The sequence below is a fragment of the Desulfobulbus alkaliphilus genome, assembly GCF_016918545.1.
GTDB classification, from domain to species: domain Bacteria; phylum Desulfobacterota; class Desulfobulbia; order Desulfobulbales; family Desulfobulbaceae; genus Desulfobulbus; species Desulfobulbus alkaliphilus.
Genome location: NZ_JAFFQC010000021.1, coordinates 61,761 through 68,188, shown reverse-complemented (window position 1 = coordinate 68,188; position 6,428 = coordinate 61,761). Strand labels below are relative to the sequence as shown.

Annotated in this window: 5 protein-coding genes; all 5 read left to right on the top strand. The window is 55.9% G+C overall.

The genetic code is table 11. The features are described 5' to 3' along the window. Positions 1-1,909 (top strand): ATP-dependent helicase (locus JWG43_RS12075; RefSeq protein ID WP_205243187.1); only part of this gene is annotated, 1,909 nt, incomplete at its 5' end. Next, on the top strand, positions 1,857-3,272 hold the full coding sequence (locus JWG43_RS12070) for a bifunctional folylpolyglutamate synthase/dihydrofolate synthase (protein ID WP_240193549.1): 1,416 nt from the start codon (positions 1,857-1,859) through the stop codon (positions 3,270-3,272). The genes JWG43_RS12075 and JWG43_RS12070, both read left to right, overlap by 53 nt. Continuing rightward, a complete protein-coding gene (locus JWG43_RS12065; RefSeq protein WP_205243186.1) occupies positions 3,269-3,580 on the top strand; it encodes an HNH endonuclease in 312 nt (103 codons plus the stop codon). Before JWG43_RS12070 ends, JWG43_RS12065 begins: the two co-directional genes overlap by 4 nt. A 122-nt stretch (positions 3,581-3,702) precedes the next feature. Continuing rightward, entirely contained in the window at positions 3,703-5,676 is a 1,974-nt protein-coding gene (locus JWG43_RS12060) for a flagellar assembly protein A (RefSeq protein ID WP_205243185.1), read from the top strand. Positions 5,677-5,692: 16 nt separating this feature from the next. Next, on the top strand, positions 5,693-6,358 hold the full coding sequence (locus JWG43_RS12055) for a CBS and ACT domain-containing protein (protein ID WP_205243184.1): 666 nt from the start codon (positions 5,693-5,695) through the stop codon (positions 6,356-6,358). Positions 6,359-6,428 lie beyond the last annotated feature (70 nt).

Here is a 6,428-nt window from a genome sequence, read left to right as displayed (position 1 = left end):
GGTGATGGGCGGGACCTTTCACGCCACCGCCAACATCCTGCTCCGTCGCCACGGACATCATCTGGGTCTGACAGCCAACTTCACCATTATCGACCGCGCCGACGCCGAGGGGATCGTCAACCTGATCAAATCTTCACTGGGCATGGCCGGCGCGGGGAAACGGTTTCCCTCGAAGCGGGTCATCGTCAATCTACTCTCCGGAACGGTCAATAAATCGGCCTCCATTGAAGAACTTGTCTATCGTGAGCATATCCACCTCACTGAATTCATCGAAGATTTCTACAAAATTCGTGAGCATTACCAGCAATTCAAACGCGATCACGGCCTGCTGGATTACGACGACCTGCTCCTCCGCTGGCAGCAATTGCTGCAGCAGTCCGACCAGGCCAGAGAGGAACTGTCCGACCGTTTTCGCTACATCCTGGTCGATGAATACCAGGACACCAACCGCCTGCAGGCTGAAATCGTTCAACTGCTGGCGTACCGGCACAGCAATGTCATGGCCGTGGGCGACGATGCTCAGTCTATTTACAGTTTTCGAGGCGCTGACTTCACCAATATACTCCGCTTTGCCGAACACTTTCCAGGCACCAAGATTGTCAAGCTTGAAGAAAATTATCGCTCCACTCAGCCCATTCTTGAACTGACCAATGCCATCATTGCCCGGGCGGAAAAAAAATTCACCAAAACGCTGTTCACCAGCGCCGTCGGCCACATCCGCCCACGGATGGTGGTTGCCACCAATGAAACCGCTGAGGCCCGTTTTATCGTTGACCAGATCAAACAGCGACAACAGGATGACCTCCCTCTGCACGAAATGGCGGTTCTCTTTCGCTCCGGCTATCATTCCTACAAGTTGGAGATCGAACTGGCAAGCCACGGCATCGACTTTGATAAACGCGGCGGCCTCAAATTGACCGAGTCGGCCCACATCAAGGATCTGCTCTCCTTTTTTCGGGTCCTCATCAATCCCTGGGACCATCTCTCCTGGAACCGTATCCTGCTCCAACTGGACAAAGTCGGCCCCAAGACGGTTCAGAAGATCCTGCACAGCATCAGAGATTCCGACACACCTCTTACCAAGTTGACGACCTACCAGCCTGGCCCGGCCTGGAAAAGCCAGTTCGAACAGTTGACCGACACTCTGCTGCGTCTCAACGACCCTGTTCTGACCCCCTCGCAACAGTATGATCTGGCGATGGCCTACTACGAACCGGTGTTCGAAAAGATGTACTACGACGATTATCCCAAACGGCGTAAGGACCTCGACCAGATCAAGGCGCTGATCGCCGGGTACGGAGACCTGCAGTCTTTTGTTGACGATACGGCCCTGGATCCGCCGGAGAGCACGGCTGCCCAGGCCGCCTCGAGCGGGAGCCGGCTCATTCTCTCCACCATCCATTCGGCCAAAGGACTGGAATGGGACACGGTCTTTGTCATGGGCCTAGCCGAAGGGCGCTTCCCGCACCAGAACGTCATGCCCGGAGAGCAGTGGGAAGAGGAACGACGGCTCCTGTATGTTGCCGCGACCCGAGCCAAACAGCAGCTCTTCCTCACCTATCCCCGGGAACTTGTCACGCCGGAACGCCAACACCGACGGGTGACCATGTCACCCTTTCTCCAGGAAATCAGCCCCGGCCTGTACAACAGCATCGGCAATGCCGGAGCCACCGCCGTACCAAAGACACACAACCCTTTCCGGAAAGAGCCCTCGGACAGATGCCAGAAGGTGGCCAGGGTGCAATCAGCCCGTACAGTCTATCGGGAAGGTATGCGGGTCAGCCATGCCATCTTCGGAGTCGGTCGGGTCACCTCTATACCCGGGCCGCGACGGGTCGAGATACTCTTCGATCGCCATGGCGGTAAAATCCTCCACCTCGATTACGCCCGCCTGGAGCCCCTGGAGTGAACCACCCCGTCGACTTGCGTATCCACCGTCCCGAAAAGGGTTGCCTTGGCACCACCTGCCCCTGGCTCATGCCGTGAACTATCAGCAAGCAACCGCATATCTGGACCGGCTTCAACTCTTCAAGATCAAACTGGGCCTGGAAACCACGGCAGAACTGTTGGCTGATCTGGGGGATCCACAACAAAAAATGGCCATCATTCACATCGCCGGGACCAATGGCAAAGGTTCGGTGGGGGCCACCCTGCTGTCGATTCTCACCACAGCCGGTTACCGCACCGGTTTTTATTCTTCCCCTCATCTCATTTCGGTCCGCGAACGCTTCCGCATCGGCGATGCCTACATCACCGAGGAGGATTTTGCCCGTCTGATGGATAAGGTGCGCGCCGTTGCCGGCGACAGGCAACCTACCTATTTCGAATGCACCACCCTGCTCGCCCTGCTCTGGTTTGCGGAACAGGACACCGAAATCGTGATCCTCGAAACCGGTATGGGAGGGCGACTCGACGCCACCAACGTGGTATCCCCCCTGATCACCGTCCTCACTGATATCGAATACGATCATGAGCAGTATCTGGGGACGAGCCTGGAGGCAATCGCCGGCGAAAAAGCTGGAATCATCAAACCTGGAGTACCGGTGGTTTTTTCCGGGCGAGCGACCCCTGCCCTGCCGGTGATCGAGCAGCGCTGCCGCGAGCAGCAGAGCCCTCTCTACCTCCTTGACCGTGATTTTTCCGGCCACCACGCAAAAGACAACTCTTTTGTGTATCATCCCATGGCCGGTCCCCCTGGCTGGACTCTACCGCAGGGGCTTGCAGGTCCACATCAGGCCATCAACACCAGCCTTGCTCTTGCAGCCCTGGAACTTGTAGACAACACCTTTCCGGTTTCCCGACAAGCATTGACCGCAGGCCTGCGGCAGGTCAGCTGGCCCGGACGGATGGAAATCTGCACCTGGCGGCACCACACCGGCAACAAACGCTTCCTCCTTGACGGTGCCCATAATCAAGCCGGTGTACTCGCCCTGCAGCAGGCCTTGACCACCGGCTACCCTCGGCAGAAACTGTTGCTTATCTGGGGGAATATGGCCGACAAACAGCTGACCTCTGCCCTGGCCTCCCTGATTGAACTGGCAGCAACCGTGATTTTCACCCGGACCAAATCAAACCGGTTTGCCGATCCCGCCGATCTCCGGGCGCAGCTATCCATAACGAAACAGGCCAAATGCAGCTGCGCCGAGACCGTGGAGGAGGCTCTGGAAAGAGCAGTGACGATTATGGAAGATGATGATCTCGCCTGTGTGGCCGGATCCCTGTACCTGATCGGCCGGGCACGCCACATCCTCCAGAGAGAGATGGTCAGGTGAACAGCGAGTACTTCGGCCTTGACAGCATCGATGATGCCCTGATCCGAGCCGAGCGCAATAAAGCCAGATCCCTGCGCCGCAGCCGCTGGTGGCAGCTGAAAACCTCTACTGGAACCTGCTGGTACTGTGGTCGAAAAGTGGGCTTCCAGAACCTGACCATGGATCATGTCATCCCTCTGGCCCGGGGTGGACGCAGCACCAAAGACAACCTCGTTCCCTGCTGCAAGGACTGCAATAGCAAAAAAAAATCCTCTTTGCCGGTGGAATGGGATGAGTATATGGATCAACTCAAACAGCAAACAGAGTGAAATTGAGGCACCCTTTTCTCGTCTCCCCGGCAGACGTTGAACAAACCGCTCACCGGATGCCGGCAAAAGACCGCAAAACCTGGAAACTGATACAAACCTCTTCTCGATGATCACCACAACGAGTGAACGACAACACATACTTTATCCGAATTGCTCCTGACCTGCTGACCGTAACCCTGCATTACGGCCAACCGGAAGGTGACGCCCCTGTTATCGCTTCCGGGGAAGAACTGAAGCAATGGTGTACGGACAAAGGCATCAACCACGGCCTGGACCCCGACGCCATCGCTGTAGCCGCCCTCCGTATCGACCGGGGCGAGGCACTACCCACTTCAATGCTTCTCGCTGCCGGCACTCCGCCTGTTACGGCCTCCAAAAATATACGCCCCAGTTTCACGCCTCTCACCCTGATCATCGATGCAGCGGATGAAAAGGGAGAAATCCGCCAGATGCCCCTGATATTGGCCCCTCTGGTCCGGCCTGGCGACATTCTCGTCGAATCGACCTCGCCAAAGGCACCGCAACCGGGGATCGATGTTTTTGGCCGGGAAATTACCGCCCCTCCCCTTGTCGAACAGACCTTTATCGCTGGCGACTTTGTGGAAGACAACCAACATCAGCAACGATTTCTGGCCCAGGCCAGTGGCTACCCAAGGTTAATTAAACAAAGAAAGGGGGCAGCGGCGCAGGTTACCGTCAGTATGGACAAGCTGATCCAGGTGTCCGCGGATCAAATGCAGGCCATGCTTTACCTTACCCCCCCTTTTCCTGGGTATCCCCGACTTGACCTGAAGACTCTCGAGGACATCCTTGATGAAGAGGGGATCAAATTTGGCCGCCTGCCGAACGTAATTCATCAATGCCTGGACACACCGCCAGGAATGCTGTCTGTCCGATCGGCAGTGATCGCCCTCGGCACCCTGCCGGTGAAGGGCAAGGATGCCTGGCTCCGTTTCACCATGGAAGTTGGCCCCTTACCCGGCAAAGTCATGGGCAACGGTGAGATCGATTTCCGCGAGCGCAACATGTTTGTCGGTGTCGATAAAAATCAGGTCATCGCCATCAGGGTACCGCCGACGGTGGGGATGCCGGGGCGGGATCTGTTCGGCAATACTGTCGCGCAGACCCCAGGCCGGGACATCACCATAAAGGTGACCGATGATGCGGTCTTTGACCCGGCAACCGGAGAAATCCGTGCCGGCCGCGCCGGTGTTCTTTCCATGGTCTCCGAACATTCCGTCAAGGTCTGCTCCAGACAGGTCATCGCCACGGACGTCGATTTTACAACCGGCAACCTCATCTCACGCAATGCCCTGGAAATCAAAGGCTCGGTGAAACCGAAATTCAAGGTCAATGCCCTGGGTGATATCCTGATCCATGGCAATGTCGAAAAATCACAAATCCGTTCGGACAGCAATGTAGTGGTCCGCTCAGGAATGCTCGGCGAACAGGCGGCCATACGGGCCCGGGGCGAGGTGGATATCCCCTTCATCGAACACGGCAGCATCATTGCCGACGGCTCGATCACTGTGCGTAAAAATGCTTATTACTGTCGCCTCCATACCAATACGGATATCTACTGCGATCCGTCGTCACGGATTATCGCCTCGCAACTGGTGTCAGGCGGATCAATTACCGCTGGAAACGTCGGCTCCAACAATGCTGACCCCTCCCTGCTGGCGGCAGCTGTGTTTCCGCAACAATGGCAGCAATATTTAGAACTGCAACGAATCATCGCTCACCAGGAGTACCAGGAAAAACGCCTGAGAATGAAAATCGGGCCAAGGGTTGATTCTGAACAATTGGCCTATCTGGCCGATGAACTCCAAGAAAACAAGCGACAATTGGCTCGACTTAACCTGATTCGGCCCGAGACCATGCCTGCAACGGATACCGGGCTCGCCCACGCCCTTACCTGTCGCATCACGATCAAAGGCATGGTTTTTGCAGGAACCGAAATACGAATCGGCAACAGTCGTATGATTCTTCCCGTTGCCAAAACAAATATCTGTTTTTGTCTGCACAATCCTGCTGCCAACGAAGATACCGTTCTTTCGACCAACAACGATATTATCCTTATTCCCTTGAAAAATTAAACTCAGGAGTCACACTATGTTTGTCAAGCTGTGGATGACCAGCAACGTCCTTACCGTGACCAGTGTACAACCTATCATCGAAGTAGAACAGATCATGCGCGAAAACCGGGTTCGACGCGTGCCCGTGGTCGATGGCGGCAAACTGGTCGGTATCATAAGCCGGGAGGATCTGTTCAGGGCCATGCCCTCTATTTTCGATCCGAGCATCAGCCCGGAAACCCTTGACCACGCAGGCCGCATCGAAGCTGCATCCGTTATGACCCCAGCACCAGTCACAGTGGAGCCGGCCACCCCTCTTGAGCACGCTGCTCTGTTGATGCGATCCCATAAATTCGGAGCACTGCCGGTGGTCAAGGGAACAGAATTGGTGGGCATCATCACGGAAACCAACATTTTCGATGCTTTTCTCGAAGTGCTCGGTGCCCGCAAGTCCGGGGCACGGATCGAAATGAAAATCGCCCATGCACCGGCGACTTTCTATACCATGCTGCAGGTCTTCAAAAAAAACGCCATGACCATCCTGGGGATAACTGTTTATCCCGACTTCAGCGAAGAACACCAGTTGGTCACCGTTAAAGTCCAGGGAGAAAATATTGAGCAACTCATCGACGCGCTCTGGGAGGCCGGCCTGCAGATCAATCGCCTCAACAAAGAAGGTTCGGCCTCGGGTGAGGAGCCCTGACTTTTCTCCGACACTCCATCCGCAGCGACCCAGCTACTGTGCACAGAACACACAACACAGGATCTCGCCA

Excerpts from the sequence above, each read along its gene's own strand:
- JWG43_RS12055 (WP_205243184.1), top strand. The coding sequence starts at position 5,693 with ATGTTTGTCAAGCTGTGGATGACCAGCAACGTCCTTACCGTGACCAGT.
- JWG43_RS12070 (WP_240193549.1), top strand. The coding sequence starts at position 1,857 with ATGGCGGTAAAATCCTCCACCTCGATTACGCCCGCCTGGAGCCCCTGG.